At 62.8% G+C, this 18,828-nt stretch carries 14 protein-coding genes; 6 read left to right on the top strand and 8 right to left on the bottom strand.

Annotated features, from left to right (window positions below; genetic code table 11):
• The first annotated feature begins 66 nt into the window (after positions 1-66).
• From FHX14_RS16085 to FHX14_RS16075, 3 genes are all read left to right on the top strand, one after another.
• Positions 67-972: a uracil-DNA glycosylase gene (locus FHX14_RS16085; RefSeq protein WP_184377770.1), complete on the top strand. Its 906-nt coding sequence runs from the start codon at positions 67-69 to the stop codon at positions 970-972.
• 132 nt (positions 973-1,104) lie between these two features.
• Positions 1,105-1,296 (top strand): hypothetical protein, encoded by a 192-nt coding sequence (locus tag FHX14_RS16080; protein ID WP_003569328.1) that lies wholly within the window; start codon positions 1,105-1,107, stop codon positions 1,294-1,296.
• A gap of 43 nt (positions 1,297-1,339) precedes the next feature.
• Positions 1,340-1,492, top strand: a complete 153-nt coding sequence (locus FHX14_RS16075; RefSeq protein ID WP_003587666.1) for a hypothetical protein — start codon at positions 1,340-1,342, stop codon at positions 1,490-1,492.
• Here the strand turns inward: FHX14_RS16075 and FHX14_RS16070 are convergent, their stop codons facing one another.
• Positions 1,493-2,365, bottom strand: coding sequence for a hypothetical protein (locus FHX14_RS16070; RefSeq protein WP_003587669.1), 873 nt, complete (start codon positions 2,363-2,365; stop codon positions 1,493-1,495). It lies immediately after the preceding gene.
• 243 nt (positions 2,366-2,608) lie between these two features.
• Positions 2,609-3,547, bottom strand: coding sequence for a DMT family transporter (locus tag FHX14_RS16065; protein ID WP_184377769.1), 939 nt, complete (start codon positions 3,545-3,547; stop codon positions 2,609-2,611).
• Positions 3,548-3,886: 339 nt separating this feature from the next.
• Here FHX14_RS16065 and FHX14_RS33385 point away from each other — a divergent pair, with 339 nt between their 5' ends.
• From FHX14_RS33385 to FHX14_RS16050, 3 genes are all read left to right on the top strand, one after another.
• Complete coding sequence (locus FHX14_RS33385; RefSeq protein WP_184377768.1) at positions 3,887-4,993, top strand: methyl-accepting chemotaxis protein; 1,107 nt, start codon at positions 3,887-3,889, stop codon at positions 4,991-4,993.
• Between the two features lie 187 nt (positions 4,994-5,180).
• Positions 5,181-7,829: an aminopeptidase N gene (gene pepN, locus FHX14_RS16055; RefSeq protein ID WP_184377767.1), complete on the top strand. Its 2,649-nt coding sequence runs from the start codon at positions 5,181-5,183 to the stop codon at positions 7,827-7,829.
• A 191-nt stretch (positions 7,830-8,020) separates the two neighbouring features.
• Positions 8,021-10,330, top strand: a complete 2,310-nt coding sequence (locus FHX14_RS16050; protein ID WP_184377766.1) for an ATP-binding protein — start codon at positions 8,021-8,023, stop codon at positions 10,328-10,330.
• 6 nt (positions 10,331-10,336) lie between these two features.
• Here the strand turns inward: FHX14_RS16050 and FHX14_RS16045 are convergent, their stop codons facing one another.
• The 6 genes from FHX14_RS16045 to FHX14_RS16020 form a co-directional block, all read right to left on the bottom strand.
• Positions 10,337-11,305 (bottom strand): helix-turn-helix transcriptional regulator, encoded by a 969-nt coding sequence (locus tag FHX14_RS16045; RefSeq protein WP_184377765.1) that lies wholly within the window; start codon positions 11,303-11,305, stop codon positions 10,337-10,339.
• An 88-nt stretch (positions 11,306-11,393) separates the two neighbouring features.
• Positions 11,394-14,351, bottom strand: coding sequence for a bifunctional [glutamine synthetase] adenylyltransferase/[glutamine synthetase]-adenylyl-L-tyrosine phosphorylase (locus FHX14_RS16040; protein ID WP_184377764.1), 2,958 nt, complete (start codon positions 14,349-14,351; stop codon positions 11,394-11,396).
• Positions 14,352-14,486: 135 nt separating this feature from the next.
• Positions 14,487-15,896: a HAMP domain-containing sensor histidine kinase gene (locus tag FHX14_RS16035; RefSeq protein ID WP_012557069.1), complete on the bottom strand. Its 1,410-nt coding sequence runs from the start codon at positions 15,894-15,896 to the stop codon at positions 14,487-14,489.
• Positions 15,893-16,639 (bottom strand): response regulator transcription factor, encoded by a 747-nt coding sequence (locus FHX14_RS16030; protein ID WP_003569343.1) that lies wholly within the window; start codon positions 16,637-16,639, stop codon positions 15,893-15,895. Before FHX14_RS16030 ends, FHX14_RS16035 begins: the two co-directional genes overlap by 4 nt.
• A 77-nt stretch (positions 16,640-16,716) precedes the next feature.
• Positions 16,717-18,300, bottom strand: coding sequence for a Do family serine endopeptidase (locus FHX14_RS16025; protein WP_184377763.1), 1,584 nt, complete (start codon positions 18,298-18,300; stop codon positions 16,717-16,719).
• Between the two features lie 165 nt (positions 18,301-18,465).
• On the bottom strand, positions 18,466-18,828 hold a 363-nt coding region (locus FHX14_RS16020; RefSeq protein WP_184377762.1), incomplete at its 5' end, for a cytochrome c-type biogenesis protein.

The raw sequence follows: 18,828 nt of genomic DNA, 5'->3' as shown, positions 1-18,828 counted from the left end.
CTTGCAAGGGCGGCCAATGTGCCGCCTGCCCTTTCAATGCCCATTTCTCTCCGTTAAGCTTGCCGCATGATTTCCGCCAACGACCTTTCCCCCGCCGAGCTTGCAGCGCTTCTGCACTTCCATGCGGATGCCGGCGTGGAGTGGCTGCTGGAGGAAGAGGCGATCGACCGCTTCGCCGAGTTCGAAGCGATGAAGGCGGCCCGCCGCCCGGCCACACAGGCGCAGCCGCAACCTGCCGCCGCCGGGGAACGTGCCGCGCCCGGCGAAAGCCGGACACCGCCCCGCACGACTGCAGCAACGCGCCCGGCCCCGGCCGAACGCGCCGCTTCCGGCCCGCAACCGGCGATCCCGGATGGCGAGGCCGTGCAGCAGGCGCGTTTCGTCGCCGAATCCGCGCGGTCGCTGGCAGAGCTCAAGACGGCGATCGAAGCCTTCAACGGCTGCAATCTCAAGCACAGCGCCCGCTCGACGATCTTTGCCAGCGGTGATGCCGAGAGCGGCATCATGGTGATCGGCTCGGCGCCGGGCGCCGAAGACGATCGCGAAGGTGTGCCCTTTTCGGGAAAATCCGGCCAACTGTTCGACAAGATGCTGGCGGCGATCGGGCTGACGCGTTCAGCCATTCTGCTGACGCAGGTCATCCCCTGGCGACCACCCGGCAATCGTGCGCCCTCGGCCGCCGAAATGGATATCTGCCGGCCCTTCATCGAACGGCAGATCGCGCTGGCCCAGCCCAAGGCCATCCTGCTGCTCGGCAATTTTTCGGCCCGCTTCTTCTTCGGCGAAAACGACACGATTCACGGCCTGCGCGGCCGCTGGAAGGAAATTGCCGCTGCGGACTGTGTCATTCCTGCCATAGCCAGCCTGCATCCGCAGGATCTGCTGACCGCGCCCGTCAACAAACGGCTGGCCTGGAATGACCTGCTCACTTTTCATGCGAAGCTTAAGTCCCTCTCTTTGCTTAGAAATTAGCCAAAGTTGAATAATTTATGAATCGATCTATGCGCATTGCGCATGGCTGCATCCCGTCGTGACGCATTGCGGAATCAATGCTGCACCGCAATATGAGGTGGTGTCTTGGGAGGAACCACAGGAACCAAGGCCATGAACAAGCATTTTCGTCCTATCCATAGCGGGTTTGAAACCCTTCGCCTCGCCGGCGACCAGGTTCGTTCCACCCACGGCTACAGCCGTTTCGGCTTTGCCGCGAACGAACAGATGACCGCCCGCGGCACCGGCATCAACGGCCGCACGGCGCGCCCCGACGCGATTTTCTCGGACTTCCAGCAATATTGAGCGGCAGGCGCTTCGCCTGCCTTCCAGAGTAAAGAGTAACAAGATGACGATCCTGATATCGCTTCTGCGCAATATCGACACCTTCGAGCATATCCGCGCCGCGGTCTCCGCCGCGCGGGAGTATGAACGCGAGCTTTCGGTGAAGCCGGCCGATGCCGGCAGCGATGGCCAAAGTGCCGCGGCAATCGTTCTCTGATCAGACGGCCATTTCCTCGAACTGGGCTTTCGCCCATTCGAAGGCTTCGTCGACATAGGCGAACTTGACCGCCTGCCAGGCGCAATATTGCTCGACGAAATCCCGCGATATCCAGAGATGCGCCTTGCGTGGTTCGTCATCCCAGCCGACGCAGCCGCGCTGCGCCGCCTTTGCCAGCAGCCGCTGCAGATGGGTGCGCGACATCATGAAGTCGGCCGCAAGCGCACGGGTTTCGACGCGACCGACGGAATACCTTCCCGCTTCGCTGCTTTCTATATCCATGCGGGCGATGAAGTTGTCGACGACGAGGCCGCCGGCTTCCGTCCAGAGGAACAGCGCCACCTGTTCCGGCGGCTCGCGCCAGGCGGCATCTTCGAGGCAATGGCGGGCAATGCGCGGCTGAACCAGCCGCATCAAGGATGGGTTCGCCTGGAAAAACGCTGCCCTCTGACCGCCATCAAGCAGATCGAGCGCGCCGAGATTGGAATGAATCCAGGCAAACATCGCCTGATGGCTGACGTCGGCCGGCTCGAAATGACGTGGCCGCCGCCGCTCGTCGCCGGGTGTGTGGACAATGAAGCGGTAGGTATAAAGCTCTTCGATGAAGGCGAGCACGGTGTTGCGGCTCGCCACCTTATGCGCGGTGATGCGTCCGGTCAGCCGAACAGCGGTAAAACCCGAGGTCGGGTCGCGCGGATCATATTCCAGATTGAGGGCATAAGCAGTCTGGGTCAGAAGCCAGCGCTGATGCGACGCGAGCAATCGCGCCAAACGCGGGCCGGCATCGAACATACCGCGCATCTGCCCAGCCAAAAAGCGGATGCTCAGCAGAAAGGAACAGTTCCCCGCCAATTGCTCCGCCGTGAATGCCATTACGCTTTTCTCCACCTCCCCTCGCCGGCCGACGATCGGAGCAACGACACCGAGCGCTCTTCCGGCATCAGCGGCCATTCAGACATGCACAGCTTCGAATAAATGATACTCTCTCATCTTCAACAAACATATTCCGGGAAACAGCGATATCCCAAGAATTCACCATTCTTTTCGCTCACCGCGCGCAATTTCAAGCTGCGGCAATCCTCGCATTAAACCCTTTCATATCATCAGCTTGCGGCCTCAGGCCGGCGGCGTCGTGGCTTTGCGCGCCTCCCGCTGCTCGATACCCAGCTGGTGCTCGCGATAGATGATGAAGATGCCGGCGGAGACGACGATCAGCGTGCCGATCAGCATGCTCACACTCGGCACGTCGCCGAAGACAAAATAGGCGACGATGCCGCCGAGCAGGATCGAGGTATATTCGAACGGCGCGATGGTGGAGACATCGGCATGGCGGTAGCTTTCGGTCAGCAGGATCTGCGCGACGCCGCCGCAAAAGCCGGCCGCGATCAGATAGAGCGCCGACGGCCATGGCAGGACGAGCCAGCCGAACGGCAGGGAGGCCAACGAGAAGACCGAAGCGGTGAGCGAGAAATAGAGAACGATCGTCGCCGTCTTCTCCTCCTCGACGAGCCGGCGCACCTGGATCATCGCCATGCCGCCGAGAACGGCCGAGATGAGCACTGCGAGTGCGCCGATGGCCTGTTCGGCTTCCATGCCGCCATCGCGGAACAGCGTCAGCTTCGGCCAGGAGACGATGGCGACGCCGACGATGCCGACCAGGACGGCGCTCCAGCGATAGATGCGCACGGTCTCGCCGAGAAAAACCGCGGCGAAGATAACGGCGACGAGCGGCAGCGCATAGCCGAGCGCGATCGCCTCCGGCAGCGGCAGATGCAGGAGGCCGTAGAAACCGAAAGCCATCGACATGATGCCGATCGTGCCGCGCTTGAGGTGGCCGACCGGATTGGCGGTGTAGAACGCGGCGCGCAGCTGGCCGATATAGGCGAGATAGGCGATGATCGGGAAGAGCGCGAAAAAGGACCTGCAGAAAGTGACCTGACCCGGCGGGATGTCCGAGCCCGCCAGCTTGATAAAGGTCTGCATCGCCAGGAAGACCACGACCGACGAGACTTTCAGCGCAATGCCTCTCATCGGGTTTTTGAGAACCGCGTGCATGGTCCTGGCTCTTGATACCGACTTAACAGGAACGGGAAGACGCGTTCGACTCGGGAACGCTGGGGGTGACGTCTTCCATCGTAGCGAAAGAAAATCCCGATTGGCGAAAAATCGCAAGCAGCGCGGAAGAATCACAAAATTGCTTTCCGCCGCAGGCGCGACGATGCGGCAATGCGCGCGTTCGCGTCGAATTTTTCGCTCTCTTCAGCCATTCACCCCGAAATGTTTACCCCCGAGCGCTCGGCGTTAACCAATTGAAAACCATAGGCACGCATCGTTTTTGCTGATTTCGAAATTTCTTCGCCCCCAGACGATTGCCCGCTCTTCCAGGATCATTTGATGAAGCCGCTCAGCGCCGAAACCATTGCCCAGTCGCAGAATGCGACACCGCGTTCGATGCGCGTCGTCACTGACGGCATCAGCACCGACCTCGAGCGCTTCAGCGCCGACAACACCAATATCGTCAAGCAGATCAAGCTGCTCGCCATCAATGCGCTGATCGAAGCGGCAAGAGCCGGCGAGACCGGAAAGGGTTTTGCGGTCGTTGCCAATGAGGTGCAGCGGCTGGCGCAGATCGCAACCGACATCACCGGCAGGTTCGAGAGCAATGTGCTCGGCCGGATCGGCCTCAGCCGCGCCATGGCAGATTGCCTGGTCGAGGAGATGGAGGGCGTCCGCCTCACCGACCTGGCGCAAACGCTGGTGCAGCTCATCGTCCGTAACCTTTTCGAACGCACCGCCGATGTGCGCTGGTGGGCGACAGACCCGGCACTCTGGCAGGCGCTTGAGAAACCCGATCGGGACACCGTCGCCTTTGCGGCGGAGCGTCTCGGCGCCATCAACCGCTTCTATACCGTTTATCTCGATCTCGTCGTGACTGATCTCTCGGGCAAGGTGATCGCCTCCGCCAATCCCAAGTTCCAGCGCAAGATCGCCGGGGCAAGCCTTGCCGGCGATCCGTGGTTCCGCGCGGCGTCGGCCTGCTCCTCGGGTGACGCGTATTGTGTCGACGAGGTCAAAGCCAGCCCGCTCCACGACAACAGGCATGCGCTCGTCTATGCCACCGGCATCCGCGAAGGCGGCAAGATCGACGGACGGCTGATCGGCACGCTCGGCGTCTATTTCGACTGGCAGAACCAGGGCCAGGCGATCGTCGAGAAAGAGGCGAACCTGCCGCCGCAGCTGGCGGAGAAAACGACGGTCATGCTGCTCGACGGCAAGAGCCGGGTCATCGCCAGCACCAATCCCGCCCTGCTGTTTTCCCATTTCGCCCTCGCCAATCCGTCCGGCCGGGCCAAGGGCAGCTATTACGACAATAGCGGCTCGATCGTCGCCTTCGCGCGCACCCTCGGCTACGAGGATTATGACGGGCTCGGCTGGTACGGCGTCGTCGTCCAGCGGACGGAAAATGACGCGACGATCAAGGCAGCGCTCAATCTGAAATAGCGCCATCTCGCCGGCAGCGGCGCTCATCCGCCCCAAACAGGATATTTTGCCCGCGAACTTGGTGTTCGCGGGCAATTTGCTTTAACTTTAGTTCAGACTTTAATGTAATCATGCCCGGCAAATTTATGGCAGAGTGCGCCCGCCTCTGTATTCCGCGGTTGTCAAATAACGGTCTTCAGGAAACACCATGCGAACAGATACCGGCCAGGTCATTCATCTGGCAGATTACCGTCCCACCGACTTTGTGCTGGAACGCGTGGACCTGACCTTCGAGCTTGACCCGACGGAGACAAAGGTCGAGGCACGCCTGATCTTTCATCGCCGCCCGGGCGCCGATCCGGCAGCGCCGATCGTGCTCGACGGCGACGAGTTGACGCTGTCGGGGCTGCTCTTCGACCAGGTGGAGCTCGACCCTTCGCGTTATGACGCAACAGCGGAAAGCCTGACGGTGCGCGACCTGCCGGAAAGCGCGCCCTTCGAGCTGACGATCACGACGGTGATCAACCCCGAGGCCAACACCCAGCTGATGGGCCTTTACCGCACCGGCGGCATCTACTGCACGCAATGCGAGGCGGAAGGCTTCCGTCGCATCACCTATTTCCCTGACCGGCCCGACGTGCTTGCACCGTTCACGGTCAATATCATCGCCGACAAGGACGCCAACCCGCTGCTCCTCTCGAACGGCAACTTCCTCGGCGGCGCCGGCTACGGCCCCGGCAAGCATTTCGCCGCCTGGTTCGACCCGCATCCGAAGCCGAGCTATCTCTTCGCACTCGTTGCCGGCGATCTCGGCGTCGTCGAAGACACGTTCACCACGATGACCGGCCGCGAGGTGGTGCTGAAGATCTATGTCGAGCACGGCAAGGAGCCGCGCGCAGCCTATGCCATGGACGCGCTGAAGCGCTCGATGGCATGGGACGAAGAGAGGTTCGGACGCGAATACGACCTCGACATCTTCATGATCGTCGCCGTCTCCGACTTCAACATGGGCGCGATGGAGAACAAGGGGCTCAACGTCTTCAACGACAGATACGTCCTTGCCGATCCCGAGACCGCGACCGATGCCGACTACGCCAATATCGAAGCGGTCATCGCGCATGAATATTTCCACAATTGGACCGGCAACCGCATCACCTGCCGCGACTGGTTCCAGCTCTGCCTCAAGGAAGGGCTGACGGTCTATCGCGATCAGGAATTCTCCTCCGACCAGCGCTCGCGCCCGGTCAAGCGCATCGCCGATGTGCGCCATCTGAAATCCGAGCAATTCCCGGAAGATGGAGGCCCTCTCGCCCATCCGGTGCGGCCGACGACCTATCGTGAGATCAACAATTTCTACACGAGGACCGTCTACGAGAAGGGCAGCGAAGTGACGCGGATGATCGCGACGCTGCTCGGCAAGGACGACTTCAAGAAGGGCATGGACCTCTATTTCGACCGCCATGACGGCCAGGCGGTGACGATCGAAGATTTTGTCAAATGCTTCGAGGATGCGAGCGGACGCGACCTCACGCAATTCTCGCTCTGGTACCATCAGGCCGGCACGCCGCTGGTCACCGCATCGGGTAGCTATGATGCCGCGGCGGCCACCTTCACCCTGTCGCTCGAACAGATGATCCCGGCGACGCCCGGCCAGTCGAGCAAGGAAGCGATGCATATTCCGCTCAGCCTGGCGCTCTTCGGCGAAAACGGCGGCAAGCTCGAGCCGAGCTCGGTCGACGGCGCCGAATATGCCGGCGAGGTGCTGCATCTCACCGGCCGCACGCAGACGGCGGTGTTCCATGGCATCGGCTCGCGGCCGGTCGTGTCGATCAACCGCAGCTTCTCGGCGCCGATCAATCTGCATTTCGATCAGAGCCCGGCCGATCTCGCCCATCTCGCCCGCCATGAGACGGATCATTTCGCCCGCTGGCAGGCGCTGACCGATCTGGCGCTGCCGAACCTCCTGAAAGCCGCACGCGACGCCCGAGAGGGCAAGCCTGTCGTCTGCGAGGCGACCTTCGTCGAGACGCTGATTGCCGCCGCCGCCGATGACAGCCTCGAGCCCGCCTTCCGCGCCCAGGCGCTGGCGCTGCCGAGCGAATCCGACATCGCCCGCGAACTCGGCGGCAATAACGATCCCGATGCCATTCATGCCGGCCGGCAGGCGATCCTGAAACAGGTCGCCGAGGCCGGAAAGGATGTTTTTGCCAGCCTCTACGCCGCGACGACGACATCGGGCGATTTCAGCCCGGATGCCAAAAGCGCCGGTCTGAGAGCGCTGCGCAATACGGCGCTGACCTATCTCTCATATGCCGAGCAGACGCCGGCCCGCGCCAGGGCCGCCTTCGATGCGGCCAACAACATGACCGATCTCAGCCATGCGCTGACGATCCTCGCCCATCGTTTCCCCGACAGCGCCGAGACCGCCGAGGCGCTTACCGCCTTCCGTCAGCGCTTTGCGGAGAATGCGCTCGTCATCGACAAATGGTTTGCTATCCAGGCCGGCATTCCCGGCGCAAAAGCCCTGGAGCGGGTCCGCACCCTGATGGACGATCCGCTGTTCAAGCGGACCAATCCGAACCGGATGCGGTCGCTGGTCGGTACTTTCGCCTTTGCCAATCCGACCGGCTTCGGCCGCGCCGACGGCGAAGGCTATCGCTTCCTCGCCCGTCAGATTCTCGATATCGACGAGCGCAATCCGCAGCTAGCCGCCCGCATTCTGACTTCGATGCGCTCCTGGCGCTCGCTCGAACCGGGGCGGGCCGATCACGCCCGCGCGGCGCTGAACGAGATCGAGCAGGCTGCCGCTCTTTCCACAGACGTGCGCGATATCGTCGAGCGCACGCTGAAGGGGTAATTTGCTTCGGCCGGCCGCCGCGAAAAATTCGGCGGCCGGTTGCCGAGCAAATCGAATTGCCCGAAAAACACGAATTTATATATAGTTAACGGATTTTTACCTTTGCCTCTGGACAAGGCGAATCACCCATGATTCTCTAGGTCAGGTTCGAGCGAGCGGCGCGCGAATCACACGAGGGACAAGGCGAAGAGATGATGGACGTGCGGCGGGCAACCGTGGCCGGAGGACGGCTGCGTGTCGATTTTGACGGGTTGAAAGCCTGGCGAGACAGCCTTTCCGGTCATGCGACATCGGAACCACTTCTCCGTCATCTGCCGAAGGCGGAACTGCTGTTGAAGCGCGCCATTCCGGCGCTGATCGTCGCCTTCCTCTTCGTCGTCGCCGCCTCGCATTTCTTCGGCATGGTCAGCGAATACTCCCGCCTGGAAGCCTCTGCCCGCCACGCCACCGCGCTTTCGGCCGCGACCGCCTCCGCGGTGTTTGCCGATACATCCGAGATTTTCGACAGCGGCGATATCGCAGAAGCGCAGGCACGGCTCGCCAGGTTCCTGCCGCAGGACCGGCTCGACAGCGGCGCCTTCGTGCTGCTCGTCCAGGCAAGCGGCAAGGTTTTTGCCGCAACGACCGCCGGGCTTTCGCATGTCGGCAGCAATGTCGGCGATTTCTTTCCCGAAGTCTCGGCGATCCGGCGTTTCGGCGATCGCGCCGGCGTCATCGAAACGACGATCGGCGGCGTGCCGCACTATGCCGAGATCACGCTGATGGGCAATGCCGGCGGTTATATCGTCGCCGCCACCTCGCTCGACGAGATCAGCCGCCTCTGGCGCGAGCAGCTCGCCCTGAACGTCACACTGTTTGCCGGCATCTCCTCGATCCTGCTGGTCATCCTCTATGCCTACTACACGCAGGTGAAGCGCGCCCGAGATGCCGACGACATCTTCCTGGAATCGAACCTGCGCGTCGAGACGGCGCTGTCGCGCGGCCGCTGCGGCCTGTGGGACTTCGATTTCGACAACCGCGAATTCTTCTGGTCGCGCTCGATGTACGACATGCTCGGCCTGCCGGGCTCCGACAAGACGATGGGCTTCGGCGAGGCCGCGCGGCTGATGCATCCCGATGACGGTGGGCTTTACGAGATCGCCCGCGCCATCGCCAAGGGCCATTCCGGCCAGGTCGATCAGATCTTCCGCATGCGCCATGCCGGCGGCCACTATGTCTGGATGCGTGCCCGCGCCCAGGTGATCCGCAGCAATTCCGGCCGCGTGCACCTGATCGGCATCGCCATGGACGTGACCGAACAGCATCGGCTTGCCCAGCGCTACGCCGAAGCCGACCAGCGCCTTGCCGACGCCATCGAATGCACCTCGGAAGCCTTCGTGCTCTGGGACAAGAACGATCGGCTGGTCATGTGCAACACCCATTTCCAGCAAGCTTACGGCTTGCCGGACAGCGTGCTGGTGCCCGGCACCGAGCGCTCGATCGTCAATGCCGCCGCTGCCCGCCCCGTCATCGAGCGGCGGATCGCCGATGCCGACGGCCCCGGCTATTCGCGCACGACCGAGGTGCAGCTTGCCGACGAGCGCTGGCTGCAGATCAACGAGCGGCGCACCCGCGACGGCGGCAGGGTCTCTGTGGGAACCGACATCACCCTGATGAAGCGCCACCAGGAGCGGCTGCGTGAATCTGAACGCCGGCTGATGGCGACGATCGGCGATCTCTCGGCCTCGCGCCAGACGCTGGAGATCCAGAAATCCGAGCTCTCGACCGCGAATGCCAACTACCAGGCGGAAAAGGAGCGCGCCGAGGCCGCCAACAAGGCGAAATCGGAATTCCTCGCCAATATGTCGCACGAGCTGCGCACGCCGCTCAACGCCATCCTCGGCTTTTCCGAAATCCTGCAGAACCAGATGTTCGGACCGCTCGGCTCGCTGAAATACGACGAATATGCCCGCGACATCCATGACAGCGGCAAACATCTGCTCAACGTCATCAACGACATTCTCGATATGTCGAAGATCGAAGCCGGCCATCTCAGGCTTCATTGCGAGCGCATCGATCTGGTGCCGCTGATCGAGGAGAGCCTGCGCTTCACTGCCATTCCGGCTGCCGAGAAGAACATCGTCATCGACCAGCGCATCTCCTCCGGCCTGACGCTGACGGCCGACCGCCGGGCGATGAAGCAGGTGCTTCTCAACCTGCTCTCCAATGCGGTAAAGTTCACCGACAATGGCGGCCGCATCGCGGTGCGCACACGCCGCATCGACGGCGCCGTCCTCGTCACCATCGCCGACACCGGCATCGGCATTCCCCGCTCGGCGCTATTGAAGATCGGCCAGCCCTTCGAACAGGTGCAGAGCCAATATGCCAAGAGCAAGGGCGGCTCCGGCCTCGGGCTGGCCATCTCCCGCTCGCTCACCGCGCTGCATGGCGGCCGCATGAAGATCCGCTCCCGCGAAGCCGTGGGCACGGTGATCTCGCTGCGCATTCCGGACGATGTTTAGACGTTGCTAGCTGCGTCGGCCCAAATCGGCAGACGGCGAGACACCGAAATGCGACCGGTATTCGGCGGAGAACCGCCCCATGTGGACAAATCCCCACTGCCGCGCAATGTTCGTCACGGTCGCTGTCGGCGCGGCGTGAATTAAGTCGCGGCGCGCGCCTTCGAAGCGGAGCTGGCGGAGGAAAGACGTCGGCGTCGTGTTCAGAAAGCTGCGAAAATTGGCTTGCAGTGTCCGTACGCTGACACCGGCCACTGAGGCCATGTCGGCGATGGTGATCGGCAACGCCGCGTTTGCCCTTGCAAATTCCATCGCTCGTCTCAACTGACCGGGGGTGATGGAGTTCACCCGAGCCGACACCAGCTTTTGCGAGAGCGAATGCTGCATGTTCTGGGCCATTAGCGAGCAGAACATCTCCTGAAAGCCGGCCAGCGCGATCGGAGAGACGACAAGCTGCCCGCAGATTTCCGTCCGGAAGAACCGCATCAGGTTCATCAATTGCACGGCCGGTCCCGTCGCCAGGTCAAACGACGGACAAAATTCGAATCCGCTCGGCACGAAACATTCCAGAGAATCGGCAACCGCCTTGTGCACCATGTCTTTCGGAACCGAAAAGCCTTCGGCGATCGAGCCTGCCCCGATTTCCAGGCCTGAATACCGGTCGGCCGACGTCAGCAGGCCGCGGGAATGACCGACATCGAAACTGATACTCCCCGTCGCGATGGAATGGCCGTTCCCATGGTCGGTAAAGAAGAGATAGTCATCGATTTCCAGACCGACCTGCAGCGATCGATGAACAGAGCTTGAGCCTGCCCATCCGACGAATTCACCCAGCGCCTGTGCGCTGAAGGAAAAGTCACCCAGCAAATCCTTGCTGATCGGGCGAAAGGAATTGACCGTCTTTTCAGTTGAGAGACATTGGGAGACATCGCTTGTTGTCATCGCGATAGCCGGCATGGAGAAGGTAACGGGTTTCATTCTGCCTCGTTGGATATGGACCCCTTTTGGGTCGCTGAATGCCTCCGGATCTTAATGGGAACTTGCGAGTACCGATAGTCGGCCCCCGTCAGACCTTCACGACATTCAGGAATATTTTTCTGACCGCCTTCGAAAGCCGTTTCACCTCGCCTTCGAGCGTCCTGATATCGGGGCAATCGCCGGCGCGGCAGACGAGTTCGACGAGCCCGGCCGGGGCGTCGTTCGGATCGAACAGGCCGTCGATGCAGAGGCGGATCAACTGCGACAGGCTGGTATAAAGGGCGAAGGCCTCGAGGCATGTGTCGAGATCGGCCGTGGTGATCAGCCTGTCGCCAAGAACCTTCAGCGCCTCGCCGGTGCTCAGCCCGTTGACGGCAGTGCCGACGCCCTTGGTGGGGGCGATCAGCGCCAGGTACTGGGCGATGAATTCGAGGTCGATGACGCCACCGGGGATCAGCTTCAGATCCCAGGGGGCCGATGGCGGCTTTTCCGTGTCAATCAGTTCGCGCATCTCGGCGACGTCATGCGCCACCTTGGCAATGTCGCGATCCGACGTCAGCACCTCGCGGATGATGTGCTCCGCCTCCGCGATGAGGCTGTCATCGCCTGAAATCAGCCGGGCGCGGCTCAGCGCCATATGCTCCCAGGTCCATGCCTCCTGGCGCTGGTATTTGCCGAAGGCATTGATGCGGGTGGCGACCGGCCCCTTGTTGCCGGAGGGGCGCAGCCGCATGTCGACCTCGTAGAGCACGCCTTCGGCGGTCGGCGCCGACAGGGCGGCGATCAGCCTCTGGGTGATGCGGGTGAAGTAGCGCGTCGCGTCGAGCGGCTTTGCTCCATCGGATTCGGAAGCCGCATCGTCATAATCATAGAGCAGGATCAGATCGATGTCGGACCCTGCCGTCAGCTCGAAACTGCCGAGCTTGCCCATGCCGGCGACGGCGATACGCCCGCCGGGATAATCGCCATGCGCGGCCCGCATCTCGCTGACGACGGCCTCGAGTGCGGCGGCGATGATGAGATCGGCGAGATGGGTGAAGGCGCGGGCGGCCATCTGGCCGTTGATCGCACCGGTCAACAGGCGGATACCGATCAGGAAGCGCTGCTCGGCGGCGAAGATGCGCAACCGATCGAGCACCTCCTCATAGTGGCGCGCCTGGGCAAGCGAGCTCTTCAGCCGCTCGCCGAGATAATCGCGGGTCGGCAGCTCCGCCATCAGGCCGGGATCGAGCATGCCGTCGAAGACGTGGGGCCTTGCGGCGATCACCTCGGCAAGACGAGGCGCCGAGGACATGATGTTGACGATCAGCGACAGGAGCGCCGGGTTGCTGCCGAGCAGCGAGAAGAGCTGGATGCCGGAGGGAAGGCCGGAGATGAAGCTGTCGAAACGCAGCAGCGCCTCGTCGGCGCGCTTGCTTTCGCCGAAAACCCGCAAAAGCTCCGGCGCCAGCTCCGTCAGCCTTTCGCGCGCCTCGACCGATTGTGTCGCGCGATAGCGGCCATAGTGCCAGGTGCGGATGATGCGGGAAATGTCGGATGGCCTGGTGAAACCGAGCTTCTTCAGCGTTTCCAGCGTATCCGGATCGTCGCCCTGGCCGGTGAAGACGAGGTTTCCGGTGCCGGTGGAAAGCTTGCTCTCCTGTTCGAACAGGTGGGCGTAGCGCCGCTCGACCGTCTTCAGCACGCCGACCAGCCGTTCGGCAAAGCTCGGCGTGTCGGTAAAGCCCATCATGAAGGCGATGCGCTTCAGGTCGGCATCGGTCTCCGGCAGCAAATGGGTCTGCTCGTCGCGCACCATCTGGATGCGATGTTCGACATCGCGCAGGAACCAGTAGGCCTCCGTCAATTCGTCCCGGGTCTCGGCGTCGATCCATTTCGCCTTGGTGAGTTCGCCGAGCGTCTCTTCCGTCGCCCGGCCGCGCAATGCCGGCATGCGGCCGCCGGCGATCAGCTGCTGGGTCTGGACGAAGAATTCGATCTCGCGGATGCCGCCGCGGCCGAGCTTGACGTTGTGGCCCTTGACCGCGATGGCGCCGTGGCCCTTATGCGCGTGGATCTGCCTTTTGATCGAATGGATGTCGGCGATTGCCGCATAATCGAGATATTTGCGGAAGACGAAAGGGGAAAGCCCGCGCAGGAAATCGCCGCCCGCCGCAAGGTCGCCGGCAACGGCGCGTGCCTTGATGAAGGCTGCCCGCTCCCAGTTCTGGCCCCTGCCCTCATAATAGATCATCGCCGCCTCGACCGGGATCGCCAACGGCGTCGAGCCGGGATCGGGGCGCAATCTGAGATCGGTGCGGAAGACATAGCCGTCGGCCGTGCGCTCCTGCAGGATGCGCACCAGCCGCCGCATCATCCGGGGAAAGATCTCGATCGCGTCATCCGGATCGGGCACGATGCCCGCCTCTTCGTCGAAGAAGACGACGAGATCGATATCGGAGGAATAGTTAAGCTCGCGGGCTCCGAGTTTGCCCATGCCGAGCACGATCAGCCCGGAGCCGTCGCTAGGCGACGCCGGATCCCGCAGCCGCAGCTTTCCGCCCTCATGGGCAGCCAGCAGCAAATGGTCGATAGCGGCGGCGACCGAAGCCTCGGCAAGCTCGCTCAGCCAGGCCGTCGTTGCCCGCCCGTCGAAAATGCGCGAGAGATCGGCGAGCGCGACAAGGAAGGCGACCTTGCGCTTGATGATACGGAGCCTGGTCATGACCGCCGATTCCGTCGGTGCGACGCCCTCGCCGTCCGGCCGCCAGCAATCGCGCGCCTCGGCGACCAGCGCCTCGATCTGCGGTTCCAGCGGCTCTGTGATGGCGCCGGCGAGGACGGCGGGATCAAGATTGGCGATTTCACGCAGATAGGGCGACAGCGTCAGTGCAGCGGCAATGAAATCGCGAAGCGGACCTTCCGTCTTCAGCATCGCAGCCACCGACGGCTCTTGTCTGCCGGCCTCCTGGAGGTCGGCCAGCGCCAGCTTCAGCTCCGTCTGGCTCAGCGGACGCAGCAGCCCTTCGGCCACATCCTTCAGGCCATGCGTCGATTTCGTCAGCATGCGCTCTCCCTGGCTTTCGGCGGAAGGAGCGACCACGTCGAATCGCGAACTCTCTCCTTCGGTCGGGATTAAACTAGGGTCTTGGCGCCAAACCGCCAATACGCGATTCAGCCCATCGGATTTCGGCGGAAAAGATCACGCCGCCTTGGCCGGGAAGATCATGCTGACGGTCAAGCCGCGCTGTTCGGGCTTGTCGGGATCGGTGTCCGAGAGCTCCAGCCGGCCATTGTGCAGCTCCATGACGGCTTCCACCAGCGAAAGGCCGAGCCCGGTGCCGGGCTTCGAGCGGCTTTCATCAAGGCGAACGAAGCGCTTCACCACGTCGTCGCGCCGTTCGGCCGGGACACCCGGGCCATGGTCGGCGACCGAAAGGCAGATGCCGTCCGGGCGGCGGGCAAGCTTCAGCGACACCGTGCCGGCGCCTTCGGTATCGGCGGAATATTTGATGGCATTGTCGAGCAGGTTGAAGATCGCCTGGCCGATCAGTTCGCGATTACCCTGGACCTCGACGCCGGGTTCGACGCTGGCGCTGAGGTCGAGCCCGGCTTCCTCGGCCGCCGGCTCGTAAAGCTCGGCGCTGTCGGAGACGATCGCCGAAAGCTCCACCGGCGACATCTCGGCCGCCACCGATCCGGCCTCGACGCGGGAGATCATCAGCAACGCGTTGAAGGTGCGGATCAGTTGGTCCGATTCGGAAATAATGCCTTCGAGCGCAGTCCGCCGCGTCTCGCCATCGGCGATATCGAGCGCATCGGCCGCCTTGTTGCGCAGCCGCGTCAGCGGCGTCTTGAGATCGTGGGCGATATTGTCGGAAACCTGCCGCAGGCCCTCGTTCAGCTTCTCGATGCGCTCCAGCATGGTGTTCAAAGACATCGACAGCCGGTCGAACTCATCGCCGGAGCCGCCGACCGGCAGGCGCTGCGACAGGTCGCCTGCCATGATCTTCTTGCTGGCATCCGACATGCGGTCGATGCGTTTCAGCGCATTGCGGCCAATGGCGAACCAGATGATGATCGCGCCGAGCCCCATGATCGCCAGCGCCACCATCAATGCCTGGCGCACCAGGAGACGGAAACGTTCGGGATCGCCAAGGTCGCGGCCGATCAGGATCCGCAAGCCGTTGTCGAGCACGAAGATATTGGCGATCGCCTTGTGGCGGCGCTCAACGCCGCTGTCGGTATAACGCTGATAGATGAAGGGCGCCGAGGTCCAGCCGATTTCCTCGAAGACACCGGGCTGCACCGAAGCGACGTTACCGGCGAGAATATCGCCCGAGGGACCGGCGATGACATAGAGATTGGCGCCCGGCTGGCGGGCGCGCCGCTCCATCGTGCGCAGCAGAAGGTTCATGCCGCCGGTGTCATAGGCGCGCTGCACCTGCTCCACCTCCTGCTTGACGGCGTCGCGGATCTGGCCGGTCAGCAGCCGTTCCGACATCGCCGTCACATAAAAGACGAGGGTCGCGGCGCAGATGGCGAAAAGCAGGATATAGAGTGCCGAAAGGCGGACTGCGGTGGACTTGAAGAGAACCCTGAAGCGGCTCATCCCTCGTCCTTGATCATGTACCCCGCGCCCCGGATGGTCTTCAGGAGCGGCTGGCTGTAGTCCTTCTCGATCTTCGAGCGCAGGCGCGAGACGTGGACGTCGATGACGTTGGTCTGCGGATCGAAGTGATAGTCCCAGACATTTTCGAGCAGCATGGTGCGGGTTACCACCTGGCCGGCATTCTTCATCAGATATTCGAGCAGGCGGAATTCGCGCGGCTGCAGCGGGATTTCCTTGCCGCCGCGGCGCACCTCATGGGAGAGCCGATCGAGCTCGAGATCGGCGACGCGGTAGACGACATCCTGATCCGGCGTGCCCTTGCGGCGGCCGAGCACCTCGACGCGCGCCAGCAATTCGCTGAAGGCATAGGGCTTCGGCAGGTAGTCGTCGCCGCCGGCGCGCAGGCCGGTGACGCGGTCATCGACCTGGCCGAGGGCGGAGAGAATGAGAACCGGTGTGTGGATCGCCTTGCGGCGCAGCTCGCTGATGACGGAGAGACCGTCCCGGCGCGGCAGCATGCGGTCGATGACGATAACGTCGTAGGTATTTTCCGACCCCATGAACAGGCCGGCCTCGCCGTCGCTGGCGTGATCGGCGACGATACCCGCCTCGCGAAAGGCTTTCGTGAGGTAGACGGCGGCTTCGAGATCATCTTCGATGATGAGAATCTTCATGCGGCCGACATTACCCACCGGCTGCGTTTCGGCAAGGCTCAAAGCATCTTCCTGCGGGGCGGCGCTCATCGCGATCATCCTTCAAAGATCAGAAGAATCAGCCGCGCGGATTTTCATCCGCACGGCTGCTGTTTTTTCTTGAGGGATCAGCCCTGGCCGTTGATCGGAAGAGCGACGAAACGGCTTCCTTCGCTCGACTGGATCTGGAAGAGCGCCCGGGTGCGGCCGTCCTTCTTGGCCTGGTTCAGCACCTTGACGACATCGGCGGGGCTGGAGACCTCCTGGTTGTTGACCGAGGTGATCTTCTCGCCTTCCTTGATGCCCTTGTCGGCGGCATCGGAGTCCGGGTCGATGCCGGTGATCGCCAGGCCCTTGCCGTCATCGGAAGGACCGACCGTCAGGCCGAGATCGGCAAGCGCCTTTTCGGACGCCGGTGCCTCCGGCTGCTGCAGCTGGCTGTTGTCATCGGCGTTCGCATCCTTCTGGTCGGCCGGCAGCGTGCCGAGTTCGACGGTCAGAGGCTGGGCCTTGCCGGCGCGCCAGACCGAAAGCTCGACCTTGCTGCCCGGCTGCATGGCACCGATGCGGCGGCTGAGATCACGCGCATCCTTGATCGTTTCACCATTCAGCGCGGTAACGACGTCGCCGGCCTTCATGCCGGCCTTATCGCCAGGCGACCCGGCCTGCGGGGCGACGACGAGGGCGCCGCTCGGCTCGGAAAGGCCGATGGATTCGGCGATATCCTTGGTCACCGGCTGGATCTGGACACCCAGCCAGCCGCGCGAAACCTGGCCGTCCTTCATCAGATCGGCGACGACATCCCTGGCCGTCGAGGCCGGAATGGCGAAGGCGATGCCGACGCTGCCGCCGGACGGCGAGAAGATCGCGGTGTTGATGCCGACGACTTCGCCGCTGAGGTTGAAGGTCGGGCCACCGGAGTTGCCGCGGTTCACGGCGGCATCGACCTGCAGGTAATCGTCATAGGGGCCGGAGCCGATATCGCGGCCGCGGGCCGAGACGATGCCGGCCGTCACCGTGCCGCCGAGGCCGAAGGGGTTGCCAACGGCGACGACCCAGTCGCCGACGCGGACATTGTTGTCGTCGGCCCAGTTGACGTAGGTGAACTTCTTGCCCTTGCCATCGACCTTCAGCACGGCGAGATCGGTGCGCGGATCCTTGCCGATCAGCTTGGCATCGAGCTCGGTGCCGTCATTCATGACGGCGACGAAGGCCTGGCCATCGGAAACGACGTGGTTGTTGGTAACGATGTAGCCGTCCTCGGAGATGAAGAAGCCGGACCCTTGAGCGACCGGACGCAGACGGCCCTTGCCGCCGGGGCCATTTTGGCCGCCCGGGCCGTTCTGGCCGAAGCGCCGCTGATGGCCCTGCTGATCACTTGGGTCCTGGCCACCGAACTGCTTAAAGAAGCGCTTCAGCGGATGATCATCGGGAAGATCGTCGAAGCCGCGGCCTTCGATGGAAAAGCCGTCATTGTCGGAGACGGGATTAACGCGGTTCTCGACGCGAACGGAAACGACGGCCGGCGAAACGGCGTCGACGACATTGGCGAAGCTCGGCACGGCAGGCGCCTGAACCTTGACGGCTTCGGCATAAGACCGGGTGATTTCGAGCGGAACGCCGGTTGCAAGCACAGCGGCTGCGATACCGGCGACGGTAGAAGCCTTGAGCACAGTGGCGAGGGACGGACGTCCGTTGAAATTCTTGAGCATTGGAGCACCTTCTCTTGTTCTTAAATCTTCAGCCCGGCAGCGCCGGATCAGTCGATGCATCAAGATATAGGATGGCGCACCTTACTGCGAACTGTCCGGCCAATGAAAAATTGGTAATGTATGAAAATGTTTGGTCGCGGGCTGGCGATTGCCGCCGGCGGACCGCTACTTTTCCAGAAGCTCGCTCAACTTCGCCTGTTCATCCGCCGTCAGCTTGCTGCCCGTCGGCTTGCCTGACCGCCTGCGGGCAAAGACCAGCAATGAGAGCCCGCCGGCGAGCACCAGCAGCGCCGGCGCGCCCCAGAGCAGGCCGGTCTTCATGCTGAACCGCGGCTTCAGCAGCACGAATTCGCCGTAGCGCGAGACGATATAGTTCAGCACCGCCTCGTCGCTGTCGCCGTCGGTGATGCGCTCGCGCACCAGCAGGCGCAGGTCCTTGGCGAGATCGGCATTGGAATCGTCGATCGACTGGTTCTGGCAGACCATGCAGCGCAGCTCCGCCGACAGGGCGCGCGCCCGCGCTTCCAG

Origin of the sequence: Rhizobium sp. BK619 (assembly GCF_014195245.1) — a bacterium.
Lineage (GTDB): Bacteria > Pseudomonadota > Alphaproteobacteria > Rhizobiales > Rhizobiaceae > Rhizobium > Rhizobium acidisoli.
Note: the sequence above shows the minus strand (reverse complement) of the source record. Positions and strands in the feature narration are given on the sequence as shown.